Genomic DNA, 15,651 nt, shown 5'->3' with positions numbered 1-15,651 from the left:
TACGTCAGGCGGTCAGCCGGGCTGTTTCTGCGCCCACAGGTTGATGTCCGACTCAACGGCGAACTCTTCGATGGCCGTGAGCTCCTCCGCCGAGAAGTCCAGGTTGTTGATGGCGGAGAGTGTGTCCTCGAGCTGGCTGACGCTGGAGGCGCCGACGAGCGCAGAACTCACGGACGATCCCCTGGCCTGGCCGCGGAGGATCCACGCGATGGCCATCTGTGCCAGCGACTGGCCGCGGCCTTCGGCGATGCCGTTGAGCCCGCGCACCCGGTCCAGCCTGTCCGCCGTGATGGTGGATTCGGCCAGAGACTTCGCCTGGGCGGCGCGTGAATCGGCCGGGATGCCCTCCAGGTAGCGGTCGGTGAGCATGCCCTGGGCCAGCGGGGAGAACGCGATGCAGCCTGCGCCCACCTGCTCCAGCGCCTCGTAGAGGTTGGGGCTGCCGTTTTCGGTCCAGCGGTTCAGCATGGAGTAGCTGGGCTGGTGGATCAGCAGTGGCGTGCCAAGTTCCCGCAGGATCCGTGCCGCCTCGAGGGTTTGCTCGGGGGTGTAGGAGGAGATGCCGGCGTACAGGGCCTTGCCGGAGCGGACGGCCGCATCCAGTGCGCCCATGGTCTCTTCCATCGGCGTCTCCGGGTCCGGGCGGTGGCTGTAGAAGATGTCCACGTACTCCAGGCCCATGCGGTTCAGCGACTGGTCCAGGCTCGCGAGCAGGTACTTGCGGGAGCCCCATTCGCCGAACGGGCCCGGCCACATGTCGTAGCCGGCCTTGGTCGAAATGATGAGCTCATCCCGGTACGGCCTGAAATCGTCGCGCAGGTGGCGGCCGAAGTTGGTCTCGGCCGAGCCGGCCGCCGGGCCGTAATTGTTGGCGAGGTCGAAGTGGTTGACGCCGAGGTCGAAGGCCCGGCGCAGGATGGCCCGCTGGGTTTCGAAAGGCTTGTCGTCGCCAAAGTTGTGCCAAAGGCCCAGCGAAATGGCCGGGAGCTTCAGCCCGCTGCGGCCCACGCGGCGGTAGGGCATGGAGTCGTAACGGGTTTCTGCTGCAACATAAGTCATACGTACTATCCTGTCTTATTTCGAGATGATGGCGGCGCTGTGGCCGGGCAGGCCGAGCTGGCCGCCGCCGCCAAGGACCTTGTCGAGGCGCACGCCGGCGTCGGTGGCCAGCGCGATCGAGGAACCGGCAATGACGATGCGCCGCGGTTCGGCGGAGAAGTTCATCGCCACCTCCGTGCTGCCGCGGCGCAGGCGCAGCCAGCCGTCGGCCGCACTGTAGGCCACGGCGGTGTCCTCGAAGCCGAGGCCGGCGAGCTCAGGCGTCGAACGGCGCAGCGCAATCAACTGCCGGTAGAGCTCCAGCAGGCGGGCGTGGTCCCCTTCGGCGGCTTGGGACCAGTCGAGTTTGGAACGGGTGAAGGTTTCCGGGTCCTGCGGGTCGGGCACGACGGCGGGGTCCCACCCCATCCGCTCGAACTCCCGGATCCGGCCCTCCGCGGTGGCCTTCCCGAGTTCGGGTTCCGGGTGCGAGGTGAAGAACTGCCACGGTGTGGTGGCGCCATACTCCTCGCCCATAAACAGCATCGGCGTGAACGGCGACGTCAGGGTGGCGACGGCGGCGAGTGCCAGCGGCCCGTACCCCAGGGTCTGGGAGAGCCGGTCTCCGGTGGCCCGGTTGCCGATCTGGTCGTGGTTCTGGCTGCAGACCACGAGGGCGGCCGGGTGGACCAGGTCCGTGTTGATGGGCCGGCCGTGGTGCCGGCCGCGGAAGCTGGAGTAGCTGCCGTCGTGGAAGAAGCCATCAACCATGACCTTCGCCAGCGCGCCGACGGAGCCGAAATCCTCGTAGTAGCCGGTGGTCTCGCCGCTGACGCTGACATGGACGGCGTGGTGGAAGTCATCGCTCCACTGCCCCGCGAGGCCGTAGCCGTTGACGTCCCGCGGGTAGAGCAGGCGCGGGTCATTCAGGTCCGATTCGGCGATCATGGTGGCGGGACGCCCGGTCTCCGCGAAAACGGCGTCAGCCAGGGCGCCGAACTCCTCGAGCAGATGCACCGCCCGTTCGTCCTTGAAGGCGTGCACCGCATCGAGGCGCAGCCCGTCCACGTGGTAGTCCCGGAGCCACATGGCGGCATTGTCCAGGATGTAGCGGCGCACCTCGTCCGAGCCCGGACCGTCCAGGTTGACGGAATCCCCCCAGGTGTTGCCCTCCCCGGACTTCAGGTACGGCCCGAAACGGGAAAGGTAGTTCCCGCTGGGGCCCAGATGGTTGTAGACCACGTCCTGGATGACACCCAGGCCCGCGGCGTGGGCCGCATCGATGAAGCGCTGGTACGCCGCGGGGCCGCCGTAGCCTTCGTGGACGGCGTACCACAGGACGCCGTCGTAGCCCCAGTTGTGGGTGCCGTTGAAGCCGTTGACGGGCAGCAGTTCGACAAAGTCGACCCCGAGGTCCGCGAGGTAGCCCAGCTTGCCGGCGGCGGCATCGAGGGTGCCCTCGGGGGTGAAGGTCCCGACGTGCAGCTCGTAGATCACGGCGCCGGCCAGCTCACGCCCGGCCCATTGGCCGTCCGCCCACTCGTGTTGGCCGGCGTCGAAGGTCCGGGACAGGGAGTGGACACCCGCTGGCTGGCGCCGGGACCGGGGGTCCGGCAGCGGCGTCGTCTCCCCATCCAGGAGGTAGCCGTAGTCCACCTCGCCGACGGCGGGGGCGCCGGCGGCGCTCCACCAGCCGCCGGGCTGCCCGTCGATACCGCTGCCGGTACGGCTCATCGGATACTGCCGGCCGTCGGCGAGCAGTGTCACTGCCTCCGCGTCCGGCGCCCAAAGGTCAAAGCGTTGGGTTCCGCTTGCAGGCAAGGTCATCGCGTTTTTCCGTTCCCCGGTTCGGTGCTTGTGAGTGAATGCGTTCAGGCCGTAGGCGCCAGCAGTGCCACCGGGTAGTCCCGGAGGAGTTCCCCCACCTCCACGGTGCCCGGGCCGAAGGTGTTGCCCGTCAGTTCATCCTTCATCTCGGCGGCCAGCCGGATGGCCGTATCCTGCCAGCCGCCCTGCCGCTCCAGCCCGCGGGGCAGCCGGGTCGCGAGGGTGAGCGCCCCCGGGGAGCCACTGCCGCGGTCAAAGGCGAGCAGGTGCCGCACGGCGGAACCGGTGGCCGGCACCGGGGCATAGCCGGCGAACAGCTCCGGACGGTCCCGGCGCAGGCGCAGCGCCCTCGAGGTGACCAGGAGCTTCGCCGCATCGTCCCGGAACGACGCCGGCCGGTCGCCGGCATCGAGCGCGGCCAGGGCCCGGCGTCGCTCACCGAAGTCCACGGGCCTGCGGTTGTCCGGGTCGGTCAGCGAACGGTCCCAGAATTCGGTGCCCTGGTAGACGTCCGGAACACCCGGCATGGTCAGCTGCACCAGCTTGGCGCCCAGCGCGTTGGAGGCGCCGTACGGTTCCAGCACGGCCAGCAGGGCATCCAGCTCCGCGCGCACCGCCGCGTTGTCGAAGGCTGCGTCGACGGCGGCTGCCAGGGTCTCCTCAAAGGCCGCGTCCGGGTCGGTCCAGTTCGTCGAGCTGCCGGCCTCGCGCGCGGCCTTCCGGGCGTAGGCCTGCAGCCGTTCCCGGTCCGCGGGCCAGACGCCGGCAACAGCCTGCCACAGCAGGTTCGCCAGCGGCCCGTCGGGCAATGGTGCCAGTTCCCTGATCCGGCCCAGCGAGGCTTTCCACTCCGGCGCCAGCTCCGCGAGCGCCGAGATCCGTGCCCGGGTATCCTCGCTGCGTTTCGTGTCGTGTGTGCTGAGCGTGGTCATGGACAGCGGGAGCCGGGCCTGGCGGCGTGCCATCCTGGTGTGGAATTCATCCGGTGTAACGGCAAATTCCGTCGGATCGGCGCCGACTTCGGTCAGGGTGCCGAGGCGGGTGTAGCGGAAGAACGCCGTGTCTTCCACGCCCTTGGCCATCACCATACCGGAGGTCTGCTGGAAGCGGCGGCCGAGTTCGGCCGAGCCGTCGAGCAGCAGCGGGAGCAGCGCTCCGACGCCGTCGTCCAGTTCGGGCCGGCGGCGGACGGCGAGTTCGCACGCCTCCTTCAGGACGTCCGCACCTTCGGGCAGGTAGGTGCGGTAGACCGGGAAGGCGGCGATGATTTCGGCGAGCACGTCGGCGGCAGCCTCCACCGTGAGGCCGGCACCGGCGGGTACCAGCCGGGCCAGCCGGAGCATCTCGGAGTGCAGGATCCCGTCGGTGATCCGGCGTTTGGTGCCCCGGACCATCTCTTCGTAGTCCACCGTCAGGCCGCCGCGGAGTTCGGCGTCGAGCGCATCGAGGGGCGCCTGTCCGCCGGCGTCGACGAAGACCCGGTCCACGTCGGCGAGGGCGTCGTAACCGGTGGTCCCCTCGCATGCGAAGCCGGAAGGGAGCGCCTCGCCCGGTTCGAGGATCTTCTCGATCAGGAGGTAGCTGCCGCCCGTGGCCTCCCGCAACCGGCGCAGGTAGCCTTCCGGGTCGGCCAGTCCGTCCGGGTGGTCGATCCGCAGGCCGTCGACGAGCCCTTCCCGGAACCAGCGGATGACCTCGGCGTGGGCTTCATCGAAGACCTCCGGGACCTCCACCCGTATCCCGGCGAGCGCGTTGACGGCGAAAAAGCGCCGGTAGTTCAGTTCGTTGTCCGCCCGCCGCCAGCCGATCAGCTCGTAGTGCTGCCGGTCATGGACCTCGCGGGGGTCATCACCTGCGCTATAGCTGCCGTCGGCGAGCGGGAAGCGGTGGTCGTAGTACCGCAGCTCCCCGTCCCGGATCCCCAGCTGATCGAGGTCCGAATCATCGCCAAGCACGGGAATCCGGATGCGCCCGGCGCCAAAGTCCCAGTCGACGTCGAAAGCCTGGGCATAGCGGGATTTCCGGCCTTCCTTGAGCAGCGACCACCACCACGGGTTCTGGGCGGGGGTGGCGACGCCGACATGGTTGGGCACGATGTCAACCAGCACCCCCATTCCGGCTTCCCGTGCCGCCCGCGACACCGCCACGAGGCCCTCGGCCCCGCCACGGTCTGGGTCGACGGCGGAAGGGTCGGTGACGTCGTAGCCGTGGTCAGAGCCCCGCTCGGCCGTCAGGATTGGCGAGAGGTAGACCCAGTCCACGCCGAGCGACTTCAGGTACGGCACGGTTTCCGCGGCGTCCTGGAGCGTGAAGCCTTTCCGGATCTGGAGCCGGTAGGTTGAGGCCGGCGCCCTCATGAGGCGGATCCCTTAGGGGCCTTCGGTCCCCTCGCCGCAGGTTTCGTCGCCGCCGGTTTCTTCGAACCGGAGCCCTTGTCAGCGGCGCCCTTCGCAGGACCACCCTTGGCGGGATCGGCCGCCGCAGGTTCGGCCGCCACAGGATCGGCCGCCACAGGATCGCTCGCCACAGGATCGCTCGCCACAGGATCCGCGGCTGCGGGGGCCGTTTCGACAGGGGCCTCGCCTGCAGCAGCCTTCCCTGCGGGAGCCTTCTCTGCGGGAACGCCGTCTTCCGAAGCCTCGGACATGGCAACCACCGACGCCGCGGCAGAATAATCCACCTCCACCTCCGGGCCGGAGTAGGCCCGCAGCACCACGAGCGACTTGGCCTCGAGCGTCAGAACGGAGCCGGCCTTGAGCGGTTCCGCGTCGCCCCGGTCCGCGGTGTCCACGAGCAGCTCCCAGAACGGGGAGTACTCATCGGCGGGCAGCAGGAAGTCAACGCTTTCGTCATGGGCATTGAAGCCCAGCAGGAAGCTGTCATCCGTGATCCGGCGCCCCCGGGAGTCCTGCTCCTGGATGCCGTGTCCGTTATAAAAGACGCCGATCGACCGGCCGAAGCCGCTGCCCCAGTCCTCAGGCAGCATTTCGGTGCCGTCCGTCTTCAGCCAGACAATGTCCGGCAGTTTCTCGCCCTCGCCCCGGCGCACCGGGCGGCCGTCAAAGAAACGGCTGCGGCGGAAGGTCGGGTGGTCGTGGCGGAGCTTGTTGACGAACGCGGTGAACTCGACCAGGGGCTGGTCCATGGCGTCCCAGTGGATCCAGCTCAGTTCGGAATCCTGGCAGTAGGAGTTATTATTGCCCCGCTGTGTGCGGCCCAGCTCGTCGCCGTGCAGGAGCATCGGGACGCCCTGCGAGAGCAGGAGCGTGGCAATGAAGTTGCGCTGCTGGCGGGCCCGGAGGGTCAGCACGATGTCGTCGTCGCTGTCTCCCTCTTCACCGCAGTTCCAGGAACGGTTATGCGATTCGCCGTCGTTGTTGCCTTCGCCGTTGGCTTCGTTGTGCTTCTCGTTGTAGGACACAAGGTCGCGCATGGTGAAGCCGTCGTGGGCGGTGACGAAGTTGATGGATGCCACGGGGCGCCGGGCCGAGCTCTCGTACAGGTCTGCCGAGCCGGTCAGCCGCGACGCGAATTCGCCCAGGGTGGACGGTTCCCCGCGCCAGAAGTCGCGGACCGTGTCCCGGTACTTGCCGTTCCATTCCGTCCACTGCGGCGGGAAATTGCCCACCTGGTACCCGCCGGGGCCGACGTCCCACGGCTCGGCGATGAGCTTCACCTGGGAGACGATGGGGTCCTGCTGGATGAGTTCGAAGAAGGTGGACAGCTTGTCCACGTCGTAGAACTCGCGGGCGAGGGTGGAGGCGAGGTCGAAGCGGAAGCCGTCGACGTGCATTTCGGTCACCCAGTACCGGAGCGAGTCCATGAGCAGCTGCAGGGAGTGCGGGTGCCGGACGTTCAGCGAGTTTCCGGTGCCGGTGTAGTCCATGTAATGCTTCAGGTCACCTTCGACCAGACGGTAGTACGCCTGGTTGTCGATGCCCTTGAAGGACAGCGTGGGGCCGAGGTGGTTGCCCTCAGCGGTGTGGTTGTAGACCACGTCAAGGATCACCTCGATGCCGGCCTTGTGCAGCTCACGGACCATGGCCTTGAACTCCTGGACCTGGTGCCCGACGTCTCCGGAGGAGCTGTAGGTGTTCTGCGGCGCGAAGAAGCCGATGGTGTTGTAGCCCCAATAGTTGTTCAGGCCCTTCTCCACCAGGGTGCCGTCGTTGATGAACTGGTGGACGGGCATGAGTTCGATCGCTGTGACGCCGAGTTTCTTGAGGTGGTCGATCACGGCGGGGTGGGAGACGCCGGCGTAGGTGCCGCGCTGTTCTTCCGGGATCTCCGGGTGCAGCTCGGTCAGGCCCTTGACGTGGGCCTCGTAGATCACCGACTGGTGGTACGGGATGCGCAGCAGACGGTCGCCGTCCCAGTCGAAGAACGGGTTGATGACCACACCGTGCATCGTGTGCGGGGCCGAGTCCTCATCGTTCCGCGACGTGGGGTCGCCGAAGTTGTAGGAGAAGAGCGCCGGTTCCCAGTCGATCTCGCCCTGGATTGCCTTGGCGTAGGGGTCAAGCAGGAGCTTGTTGGGGTTGAAGCGGTTTCCTGTTTCCGGCTCGTACGGTCCGTAGACCCGGTAGCCGTACTTCTGGCCCGGCTGGATCTGCGGCAGGTAGCAGTGCCAGACGTAGCCGTCCACCTCGGTGAGCTCAATCCGGGTTTCGCTCAGGTCGTCGGCCAGGAGACAGAGCTCCACACGCTCGGCGAGTTCGCTGAACAGGGCAAAGTTGGTACCAGTGCCGTCAAAGGTGGCTCCCAGCGGGTATGCCGTTCCGGGCCAGACTTCCATGTGTTCTCCTCGTGCGTTGCAGACAATCCTTAACAGCCTACTGGTAAGTAAGGTTACTATCCGTGTTGGGCGGCGTTGTGCACTTCCGGCTACAGTTCCCGAAGCACCTCCGGAACGGCCCGGGCGATGGCCGTGGCCGTCACCGGTCCCCCGGCTGAGGCCCGCACTCCGGCACGGCCGTGGAGGCTGGCTGCCATCGCGGCGATCGCCGCCCATCTTTCGTCGGGATCGATGCCACGGTCGCCAAAGAGCCTGACGTCGGCACCCAACTGGGCAAGCAGCGCCCCGATCATTCCGGCCAGGACATCGCCGCTGCCTGCCGTGGCGATCCAGGGCGTGCCCTCGGCCTGGCTGTAGAAGTCCTGGAAGGGGGAGGCCACGAGGGTGGTCGCTCCCTTGAGCAGCACCGTGGCTTCGGTCAGGCCCGCGGCCTGCCGCACCGCGCCGAGCGTGGAGGCTTCCACCGCGGAACGGTCCAATGCGACCCCGAGGCGCTGCAGCAATGCTGCCAGTTCGCCGGCGTGGGGTGTCAGGATCACTTGCGGGGCCAGCACCTCCGGCAGGGCGGGCAAGGCGCCGGCGTCGGCGACCGTCGGCAGGCCCGAATCTGCGGCGTCGCGGGCGCGCTGCAACTGCTGCTCATCGGAGTCATCCAGCCCGGGGCCCACGAGCCAGGCCTGGACGCGCGTATCAGCAACGGTGCCGGTGCTGCACACGACCTCGGGACAGGACCGGCGGACCAGGTCGGCGACGTCCGGCGGACCAAGGTAGCGCACCATTCCGGCGCCGGCTGCGAGGGCGCCCCTGCAGGCCAGCACCGCGGCGCCGGGATAGGCGCCGGAGCCCGCCACCACCCCGAGCACTCCCCTCGAGTACTTGTGCGCCCGCCGCGCCGGGCGTGGCAGCAGCGCGGAAAGATCGCCGGCTTCAAGCCGCCGCAGGGCCGGCCACGGGAGTCCAGCTTCGATTCCGATCGGGATGACCCGCACCCGGCCGGCATAGTCCGCTCCGGGGTCGGCCAGCAGGCCGGCCTTGGCGGCTCCGAAGGTCACGGTCACCCCGGCGGTGAGCACCGGCCCGGGGGCCTCTCCGCTGTCCGCGTCGACCCCGCTCGGTATGTCGCAGGCAATCACCAGCCCGGGGCGTGTCCGATCCAGCGCGGTGATCAGGGCAGCGGCGGGGCCCCGGAGCCCGCCTTGGGCCCCGGTACCGAGGACGGCATCAATCACGACGTCGGTCCCGGCGGCAGCCGCCGCCAGCTCCGCGACGTTGTCCGCGGTGAGGGCCACCGCCCTGCCTCCGGACTTCCTGAACGCGGCCAGACCGGCCTCGTGTGCATCCCCGGCGGTGAGCACCGCCGTCGTCCGCATTCCCCGGCCGGCCAGCATCGCCGCGGCGAAAAGCCCGTCGCCGCCGTTGTTGCCCTTGCCGGCCAGCACGGTGACGCTGGCGCCGTAGGGTCGCTCGCCCCGGCCCCGCAGCTCACGGACCACGGTGTTTGCCAGGCCGTACGCCGCCCGCTGCATGAGGACAGCGCCCATACATTTGTCCAGTAAAGGCTTTTCAGTCTCTCGTATCTGGGTTCCGGTGTAGGCGCTGATCATGATTTCAGTCCATTCGCGGTGCAGTCGCTGCGGGAAAGTTCCTGTTGCCGCTCAGCCTTCGGCGACAACCGTCGCGGTGGCGATCCCGCCGTCGTGGCTCATCGACAGGTGCCAGCGTTTGACGCCCTTCGCCTCCGCCACAGCCAGCACGGTGCCTTTGACCTGGACGGTGGGACCGTTCTGGTCCAGCCCGATCCAGCAGTCCTGCCAGTTCATGCCGGCCGGAGCGCCCAGCACCTTGGCCACGGCCTCCTTGGCTGCGAACCGGGCGGCCAGGGACCGCGTGTTCAGGTCACGCTCGGCCGGGACGAACAGCCGGTCGCGCAGCCCGGGGGTGCGCTCCAGCTGCCGGCCGAACCGCTCGATGTCTACGACGTCTACGCCAATGCCAACAATCATGGCGTTATTCTACGGTCACGCTCTTGGCCAGGTTGCGTGGCTGGTCCACGTCAAATCCCTTGGCGGTGGCGAGTTCGGCGGCGAAGATCTGCAGGGGCACCACGGCCAGCAGGGGCGCGAGGAGCGTCGGCGTCGTGGGAATGTAGAAGACGTGCTCGGCGTAGGCCTTGACCGCTTCGTCGCCCTCTTCAGCGATCACGATGGTCTTGGCGCCGCGGGCCCGGACTTCCTGGATGTTGGAGACGACCTTCGCGTGCAGCGAATCCCGGCCGCGCGGCGACGGAACAATCACAAAGACGGGCTGGCCGTCCTCGATCAGCGCGATCGGACCGTGCTTGAGTTCCCCGGCGGCAAAGCCCTCGGCGTGGATGTAGGCGAGCTCCTTGAGCTTCAGGGCACCTTCCATGGCCACCGGGAAGCCGACGTGACGGCCCAGGAACAGCACGGACTTGGCGTTGGCCATCTCCCGGGCGAGTTCCTTGATCCGGCCCTCGTTGTCCAGGATGTGCTGGATCTTGGCCGGAATCTTGCCGAGGTCCGCGAGGACGTCCTTGATTTCGCCCTGGAACATGTTGCCGCGCAGCTGCGCCAGGTACAGGCCCAGGAGGTACGCGGCGGTGATCTGGGCGAGGAATGCCTTGGTCGAGGCCACCGCGATTTCCGGGCCAGCGTGTGTGTAGAGCACGGCGTCGGATTCACGCGGGATGGTGGAGCCGTTCGTGTTGCAGATGGAGATCGTCTTGGCGCCCTGCTCCTTGGCGTAGCGGACAGCCATCAGCGTGTCCATCGTCTCGCCGGACTGCGAGATGGAAACCACCAGGGTGTTCTCATCGACAATCGGGTCCCGGTAGCGGAATTCGTGCGAGAGCTCGACCTCGGTGGCAATCCGGCACCAGCGTTCGATCGCGTACTTCGCCACCTGGCCGGCGTAGGCCGACGTGCCGCAGGCGAGCACAATGATCTTGTTGATGTGTTTGAGCAGTTCCGGATCGATCCGCATCTCGTCCAGGGTCAGCTTGCCGTCGAGGTCCGAACGGCCCAGCAGGGTCTGTGCGACAGCATCGGGCTGGTCATGGATTTCCTTTTCCATGAAGGACGGGTAGCCACCCTTCTCCGCGGATGCCGGATCCCAGTCAACGTAGTATTCCTTGCCTTCGGCCGGAGCACCGAAGAAGTCGGTGATGTCCACGGTCTCGGCGGTGATGGTGACGATCTGGTCCTGGCCAAGTTCCACGGCCCGGCGGGTGTAGTCAATGAAGCCGGAAACGTCGGAGCCGAGGAAGTTCTCACCGTCGCCCAGGCCCACCACGAGGGGCGAGTTGCGGCGGGCGGCGACGACGACGTCGGGCTGGTCGGCGTGCACGGCCAGCAGGGTGAAGGCGCCTTCCAGCCGCTGGCAGGCGAGCTGCATTGCCCGGGTCAGGCCGCCGTTGGAGTTGTCGCCGTCCAGCTCGTTCCGGTAGATGTCGCCAAGGAGTGCCGCGGCGACTTCGGTGTCGGTTTCCGAGATGAATTTAACGCCTTTGTCGAGAAGCTCCAGCTTCAATTCCGCATAGTTCTCGATGATGCCGTTGTGTATCAGGGCCAGCCTGCCGTTGTCGGACAGGTGCGGGTGCGCGTTCTGGTCCGTCGGTCCACCGTGCGTTGCCCAGCGGGTGTGGCCGATTCCGGTTGCTGCTTCCGGCAGCGGACGGGCTTCGAGCTCGGCCACCAGGTTACTCAGCTTTCCCGACTTCTTGCGGGACGAAATGGCCCCGTCGGCTACGACCGCGATGCCCGCGGAGTCGTAGCCCCGGTACTCCAGGCGCCGCAATCCCTCCAGGACAACGTCCAGGGCGTTGTGTCCAGTATTTACCCGGCCAGCCGAGTGGCCCACATATCCAACGATTCCGCACATGGGGACAAGCCTAGCGGGTTTGCCGGACCGCGGACGTAGGACGGGCGCGGCAGGATGGACCCGGAACGGAGCGGATGGTGCTGAATACCCCGTCTTTACGGCACGCGGCCGGCCCGTCCATTTCGCTCTCGGCCCCGTCAAGGGCAGAATCTCTATGGTGACTTTGCAACGCAATGAAGCGAACGGCGACGGCGTCTCCCCGTTCGTGGAGCTGGACCGGCAGACCTGGTCGCGGCTCGCTGCCCAAATGGAGCAGCCCCTCAATCAGGAGGACGTGCTGCGCCTGCGGGGCCTCGGCGATCCCCTCGACATGAAGGAAGTCAGCGAGGTCTACCTTCCCCTCTCCCGGCTGCTCCATCTCTATGTGGAGGCCGCGGGGCAATTGCATGCGGCCACCACCACCTTCCTCGGCGAGCAGACCCAGCGCACTCCCTTCGTGATCGGCGTGGCCGGCTCCGTGGCGGTGGGCAAGTCGACCATCGCCCGCGTGCTCCGGGAAATGCTCCGGCGCTGGCCCGGCACCCCCAACGTCGAGCTCATCACCACCGACGGGTTCCTCTATCCGCTGGCCGAACTCAAGCGCCGCCAACTGCTGGAACGCAAGGGTTTTCCGGAGTCGTACGACCGCCGGGCCCTGCTGCGCTTTGTGAGCGAAATCAAGAGCGGCGCCGAGGAAGTCCGGGCCCCGTGGTACTCCCACGTGACGTACGACATTGTCCCCGGCAGGGAAGTGGTGGTGCGCCGCCCCGACGTGCTGATCGTCGAGGGGCTCAACGTCCTGGCCCCGGCCCGGCCCAGGCAGGACGGCCGCCAAGGCCTGGCCCTGAGTGATTTCTTTGACTTCTCCATTTACGTCGACGCCAAGACGGCCTACATCGAGGAGTGGTACGTGGACCGCTTCCGCAAGCTGCGGAGCACGGCCTTTGCCCAGCCCGAGTCCTACTTCCACCGCTATGCCACGCTCTCCGACACGGAAGCCGAGCAGACCGCCCGCGATATCTGGAAACGGATCAACGAGCCCAACCTGGAGGAGAATGTCCTCCCCACGCGGGGCCGCGCACAGCTGGTCCTGACCAAGGATTCAGACCACTCCATCCGGCGGATGCTGCTGAGAAAGGTCTAGCACGGGTGTGCCACGACGGAGCCGCAGAGACGGCGGCGGGGCAGGCAAGCGGCCCGGCAACACCGGGCCGGCGGACCTTCGGCCGCCTGCTCCTGGCGGGGTCCGGCCTCGCGGCGCTGGCCGCGTGCACCCCCGAGCCGCCCCGGCCGACGTCGTCCGCCGCCGTCGCCGGCACCCCAACACCGACGGCGGCTGCACCCTCCGCTTCCGCCACGGCCTCCGAGGTGCCCCTCCCGGGCGGCGGACAGCACTCGCTGACCGATCCGGCGAGCCCCTGGGTGGTCGTCAACAAGCACCGGCCGCTCTCCCCGGCCGCTTATGTTCCGGCCGATCTGGTCGGGCCGGCGGTGCGCCTCGCCGTCGCGGGCGAAGCGGCGCTGCTGAACAGCACAACGGCGGCGGCGGCGGAGCAACTGTTCGCGGCCGCGGCGGCGGACGGCGTCGTCCTGACCCTGGCCAGCGGGTACCGCTCGTTCGCGACGCAGACGGTGACCTACGGCGGCTACGTGGACTCGAGGGGGCAGGCCGAGGCCGATACCGCGTCCGCTCGTCCGGGCTATTCCGAGCATCAGACCGGGTGGTCTTTCGATATTGGCGACGGCGGCGGCGCCTGCAGCTTCCAGCCCTGCTTCGCCGAGCAGCCGGCCGCGGCCTGGGCCCGGAGCAACGGCCACCGCTACGGCTTCGTCGTCCGCTACCCCTGGGATTTCCACGAAATCACCGGCTATTACTATGAGCCGTGGCACCTTCGCTACATCGGGGTCGAGGCCGCGACGGACATGCTTAACCGCGGGATCGCGACGCTCGAGGAGTACTTCGGGCTGGAGGCCGCACCGGATTATCTCTGACGGCGGGCACCGCGGATGGTTCCCGATCGAGCGCGGGAATTTACCCCAACGTCACGTGGTTGTGTGCGCAGCTGGGATAGATTGGGCCTTATGCTGACCGGATTCAAGAACTTCATTCTCAAGGGCAACGTCGTGGACCTTGCCGTCGCAGTCGTCATCGGTGCCGCTTTTGGCGCCGTGGTAACGGCACTAGTCCAGAGCGTCCTGATGCCGTTTATTGCTGGCCTGGTTGGTTCGCCCAACTTCGACAGCTTTGCCGTCGTAACCCTGAACGGAAATGACATCAAGTTTGGCGTGTTGCTGACGGCGATCGTCAACTTCCTACTGATCGCGGCCGCCATCTATTTCGTGGTCGTTATGCCTATGAACCACATTATCGAACTCCGCAACCGCCGCCTCGGAATCAGCCCGGACGTCAAGGAAGAAGCTGCGGAAGACCCGCAGATCGCCCTGCTCACCGAAATCCGGGACTCCCTGCAACAGCGCCAGAACTAGCCCCCGGCCCCCGCCTCACCGCCTCAAGCTAGGACGGCCCGTCTCCATCCGGAGCCGGGCCGTTCCTTCGTCATGCAGGGGTTTTGCGCCGGGGCTAGTCGGTGACCAATGCCAGCGCGAGTTCGGACCGGACCACCTCGGCAAGGCGTTCCGCGACGTCCTGGGCGGTGGCATGGTCTCCCGCCTCGACCATCACGCGTACGACAGGTTCGGTTCCGGAGGGGCGCAGCAGGACCCGCCCGGTCTCGCCGAGTTCAGCTTCCGCAAGGGCCACGGCAGCAGCCACGGCTTCATCGCCCTTCACGCGCGTGCGGTCGACTCCCTTGACGTTGATCAGCACCTGGGGCAGCTTGGTCATCACCTCGGCCAGCTCCTTCAGGGGCCGGCCGGTGAGGGCAACCTGGGCTGCGAGCTGGAGCCCGGTCAGCACCCCGTCACCGGTGGTCGCGTATTCCGAGAAAATCACGTGACCGGACTGTTCGCCGCCGAGGCTGTAGCCGCCTTCGCGCATGGCTTCCAGGACGTACCGGTCGCCCACCCCGGTTTCGCGGATGGTGATGCCGGAATCGCGCAGTGCGAGCTTGAGCCCGAGGTTGCTCATCACCGTGGCCACCAGGACGTCGTCCTTGAGCTTGCCCGCTTCCTTCAGCGCGATCGCGAGGATCGCCATGATCTGGTCGCCGTCAACCTCATTGCCTTCATGGTCCACGGCAAGGCAGCGGTCGGCGTCGCCGTCGTGGGCGATGCCGAGATCGGCACCGTTGGCGACGACGGCGGCCTTGAGCGGCGAGAGGTGCGTGGATCCCACGCCGTCGTTGATATTGAGCCCGTCCGGTTCGGCACCGATGACGATCACCTCGGCACCTGCGGTCTTGAAGACCTGGGGGGAACAGCCGCTTGCCGCGCCATGGGCGCAGTCCACCACTACCTTGAGCCCGTCGAGACGCTGCGGGAGCGTCTGGAGCAGGTGGACGATGTAGCGGTCTTCCGCGTCGGAGAAGCGCTGGATGCGGCCGACCTCTCCGCCCACGGGCCGGAAAGGCTCCCTGCCCATCTGCTCCTCGATGGCATCCTCAACCTCGTCCGGGAGCTTCTGCCCGCCGCGGGCGAAAAATTTAATGCCGTTGTCCGGAGCCGGGTTGTGGGATGCGGAAATCATCACGCCGAAGTCCGCGTCCAGGTCGGCCACGAGGTATGCCGCAGCCGGGGTGGGGAGGACGCCGGCGTCGTAGACGTCGATCCCGGAGCTGGCCAGGCCGGCTTCAACAGCAGCGCCGATGAATTCACCGCTGGCACGCGGATCACGGGCCAGCACGGCACGTGGCCGGGTTCCATCGGTCTTGCGGTCATGGCCAAGCACGACGGCGGCGGCCTGGGCCAGCTGCAACGCCAGCTCGGCGGTCAGCAGTCCGTTGGCCAAACCCCGGACACCATCTGTTCCAAATAATCTAGACATCGGGTCAAGCTTAGACGACGCAACGGCTTCCGGCGGGCCTGGATCTGGCACCCGTCAGATTCCGAGGGATGACCTGCGGGCCGTGAAGGCCCTACCGTTCATACGAAGAGGCCGACTACTTGGTTTCTCAGGGCCGTGTACTCTAATTTCCCAAAACACTCGCCAGCCA

11 protein-coding genes are annotated in these 15,651 nt (G+C 67.4%); 3 read left to right on the top strand and 8 right to left on the bottom strand.

The window, feature by feature from the left end; all coding sequences use genetic code 11:
• Positions 1–12 precede the first annotated feature (12 nt).
• From mgrA to glmS, 7 genes are all read right to left on the bottom strand, one after another.
• The gene (gene mgrA, locus E5206_RS07350) at positions 13–1,059 is read right to left on the bottom strand and encodes an L-glyceraldehyde 3-phosphate reductase (RefSeq protein WP_136321915.1); all 1,047 of its coding nucleotides are present in this window, start codon (positions 1,057–1,059) and stop codon (positions 13–15) included.
• Positions 1,060–1,074: 15 nt separating this feature from the next.
• Positions 1,075–2,865 (bottom strand): malto-oligosyltrehalose trehalohydrolase, encoded by a 1,791-nt coding sequence (gene treZ / locus E5206_RS07345; protein WP_136321914.1) that lies wholly within the window; start codon positions 2,863–2,865, stop codon positions 1,075–1,077.
• Between the two features lie 44 nt (positions 2,866–2,909).
• Entirely contained in the window at positions 2,910–5,222 is a 2,313-nt protein-coding gene (gene treY, locus E5206_RS07340; RefSeq protein WP_136321913.1) for a malto-oligosyltrehalose synthase, read from the bottom strand.
• Positions 5,219–7,660, bottom strand: a complete 2,442-nt coding sequence (gene glgX, locus E5206_RS07335; protein ID WP_136321912.1) for a glycogen debranching protein GlgX — start codon at positions 7,658–7,660, stop codon at positions 5,219–5,221. Before glgX ends, treY begins: the two co-directional genes overlap by 4 nt.
• An 89-nt stretch (positions 7,661–7,749) precedes the next feature.
• On the bottom strand, positions 7,750–9,264 hold the full coding sequence (locus E5206_RS07330; RefSeq protein WP_136321911.1) for an NAD(P)H-hydrate epimerase: 1,515 nt from the start codon (positions 9,262–9,264) through the stop codon (positions 7,750–7,752).
• 51 nt (positions 9,265–9,315) lie between these two features.
• Positions 9,316–9,663, bottom strand: coding sequence for a holo-ACP synthase (locus tag E5206_RS07325; RefSeq protein WP_136321910.1), 348 nt, complete (start codon positions 9,661–9,663; stop codon positions 9,316–9,318).
• A gap of 4 nt (positions 9,664–9,667) precedes the next feature.
• Positions 9,668–11,560, bottom strand: coding sequence for a glutamine--fructose-6-phosphate transaminase (isomerizing) (glmS, locus tag E5206_RS07320; RefSeq protein WP_136321727.1), 1,893 nt, complete (start codon positions 11,558–11,560; stop codon positions 9,668–9,670).
• A gap of 154 nt (positions 11,561–11,714) precedes the next feature.
• Here glmS and coaA point away from each other — a divergent pair, with 154 nt between their 5' ends.
• The 3 genes from coaA (at position 11,715) to mscL (ending at position 14,026) form a co-directional block, all read left to right on the top strand.
• Positions 11,715–12,683 (top strand): type I pantothenate kinase, encoded by a 969-nt coding sequence (gene coaA / locus E5206_RS07315; protein ID WP_136321909.1) that lies wholly within the window; start codon positions 11,715–11,717, stop codon positions 12,681–12,683.
• A gap of 5 nt (positions 12,684–12,688) precedes the next feature.
• Positions 12,689–13,531, top strand: a complete 843-nt coding sequence (locus tag E5206_RS07310) for a M15 family metallopeptidase (RefSeq protein WP_240690025.1) — start codon at positions 12,689–12,691, stop codon at positions 13,529–13,531.
• A gap of 90 nt (positions 13,532–13,621) precedes the next feature.
• Positions 13,622–14,026, top strand: a complete 405-nt coding sequence (gene mscL, locus E5206_RS07305; protein WP_136321908.1) for a large conductance mechanosensitive channel protein MscL — start codon at positions 13,622–13,624, stop codon at positions 14,024–14,026.
• A gap of 94 nt (positions 14,027–14,120) precedes the next feature.
• Here the strand turns inward: mscL and glmM are convergent, their stop codons facing one another.
• Positions 14,121–15,482: a phosphoglucosamine mutase gene (gene glmM, locus E5206_RS07300; protein WP_136321907.1), complete on the bottom strand. Its 1,362-nt coding sequence runs from the start codon at positions 15,480–15,482 to the stop codon at positions 14,121–14,123.
• Positions 15,483–15,651 lie beyond the last annotated feature (169 nt).

The sequence above is a fragment of the Arthrobacter sp. PAMC25564 genome, from assembly GCF_004798705.1.
In the GTDB taxonomy this organism is placed as follows: domain Bacteria; phylum Actinomycetota; class Actinomycetes; order Actinomycetales; family Micrococcaceae; genus Arthrobacter.
This window is presented reverse-complemented; position numbering and strand designations above follow the sequence as displayed.